2 protein-coding genes are annotated in these 1978 nt (G+C 70.4%); both read left to right on the top strand.

The window, feature by feature from the left end:
• Positions 1-279: 279 nt before the first annotated feature.
• The gene (locus YWM_RS0115380; protein WP_043661360.1) at positions 280-738 is read left to right on the top strand and encodes an ABA4-like family protein; all 459 of its coding nucleotides are present in this window, start codon (positions 280-282) and stop codon (positions 736-738) included.
• Between the two features lie 67 nt (positions 739-805).
• The coding region (locus YWM_RS0115375) for a serine/threonine-protein kinase (RefSeq protein ID WP_245566062.1) at positions 806-1978 on the top strand (1173 nt) is incomplete at its 3' end.

Genomic DNA, 1978 nt, shown 5'->3' with positions numbered 1-1978 from the left:
CGAGGGCAGCCAGCATGAAAACCATCCCTGCCCCGCCTGCGTCCCCCGATCATTCCGGACGACCGGAGGTTGACTTGAAAGGTAGGGCGGCATGATGCCACTGTTGTTCGACCGGGTGGCGCAGGCTGGTTCGCACCGGCGAGCAGATAGCGCCCTAGCCCAGCTGTTGCCAGCGGCACCGAGCCCAGCGCAACGGCGAGCGGATGCCGCCGTGACCCCACTGTTGCCCGCATCGGCGACACCGGCCCGCCGGCCGCGAGGCGAGGAGGCGGTCGCGTGATGTCGCTGTTGTTCGACCTGGCGTTCTGGGTGACGGTGCCGTTCTGGGCGGCGATGATCTTCCTGCCGCGGTGGTCGTGGACGCAGCGCGTGATCGGCTCGCCGCTGATCATGCTGCCGACGCTGGTGGTGTGGACGGTGCTGGCCGTTCCGGTTTTGCCGGAGCTGTGGGCAGTGGTGAGCACGCCGGAGTTGGCCGAGTTCCGCGGGTTCGGCGCGGCCGCGAGCGGCGCGGCGTTGCTGTGGGCGCAGATCATCGCGTGGGATCTGTTCATCGGCCGGTGGATCTACTTCGACGGCCTCCGGCGCGGCGTGCACCCGGTCGTGATGGCGCCGATTCTGGTGCTGGCGATCCTGCTGTCGCCGGTTGCGGTGTTGCTGTGGTTCGTCGTGCGGGCCGTCCGCCCAGCGGCGACCGGGCATGATCAGCCAGAATACGTGCGTGCCGTCGCAGCATGACCCGGAGAACGCCGAACGCTTGATCGCCGGCCGGTACCGGCTGCGATCGCCGCTCGGTCACGGGTCGATGGGGACGGTCTGGGCAGCTTTCGACGAGTTTCTGCGGCGCCCGGTGGCGGTCAAGGAGGTGCGACTGCCGCCGGGTTTGCCTGCCGGTGAGGCCGAGCAGCTGAGGGAACGCGCGCTGCGGGAGGCCAGGGCGATCGCGTCGCTGTCTCATCCGAATGTGATCACGCTGCACGACGTGGTCCGCGAAGACGGCGCGCCCTTCGTGGTGATGGAGCTGTTCCCCGGACGCAGCCTCACGGGGTTGCTGCGGAGATACGGGCCGTTGTCGATCGGGCAGGCGGCGACGATCGGTGATGCGCTGGCCGCCGCGTTGGAGGCCGCGCACGCCGCGGGAATCACGCACCGCGACGTGAAGCCGGGCAACGTGCTGGTGGCCGAGGACGGGAGGGTCAAGCTGACCGACTTCGGCATCGCGCGGAACGTGTCCGAGGTGACCATGACGTCGACCGGGATCATGCTCGGCTCGCCTGCGTTCATGGCGCCGGAGGTCGCCAGCGGGAAACGGGTCAGCCCGGCGGCGGACATGTGGGGCCTGGGAGCGACGTTGTATGCGGCAACCGAGGGTGAGCCGCCGTACGACGCCGAGGGTGATCCGCTCGCCACCGCGCAGGCCGTCGTGCACGAAGAGGTGCCGCAGCCCGGTCCCGGCCCGCTCGCGGAGATCATCAGCGCGCTGATGACGAAGGATCCGGACGCGCGACCGCTGCCCGCCGACGTCCGGCGCTTCCTGCACGATCTGCGCGCCGAGCCCGGGCCGCTGTTCCCGGCGGAACTGTTCGCCGACCTCGCGCCGACGCCCGGCGAGAAGCCCGACGACTCCCGGACCGACGAACTCGAATCCACCGAGGAGGGGAACCCGGCCGAGGAGACTGGGGCGTCGGAGCAGACCGACCGCGCGGAGGGCCCCGCGCCGCTGGCCGCCGATCCGGGACCGCTGCCGTTCGCGCTGTCGGAGTCCTCGGAGTCTCCGACCGTGGAGCGGCCGTCCCTTCGGCGTAGATCGCCCGCAGTCACCGTCGTTCTTGTCGTGGTGTCCGTGCTCCTGTTCGCGGGCGCCGCCGTCGGTGGCTTCGCTGCCGCGCGGGTGCTGGCCGGTGAACCGGTGCTGCCCCCGAAACCTCCGGCGTCGTTCACGAGAACTCCCACCACGGCGCAGGAGAAGGTGATCACC

It is taken from the genome of Thermocrispum municipale DSM 44069 (assembly GCF_000427825.1).
GTDB lineage: Bacteria > Actinomycetota > Actinomycetes > Mycobacteriales > Pseudonocardiaceae > Thermocrispum > Thermocrispum municipale.
Note: the sequence above shows the minus strand (reverse complement) of the source record. Positions and strands in the feature narration are given on the sequence as shown.

What these genes read in the sequence shown, in the direction of transcription:
- YWM_RS0115380 (WP_043661360.1), top strand. Translation starts at nt 280, where the DNA reads ATGTCGCTGTTGTTCGACCTGGCGTTCTGGGTGACGGTGCCGTTCTGG.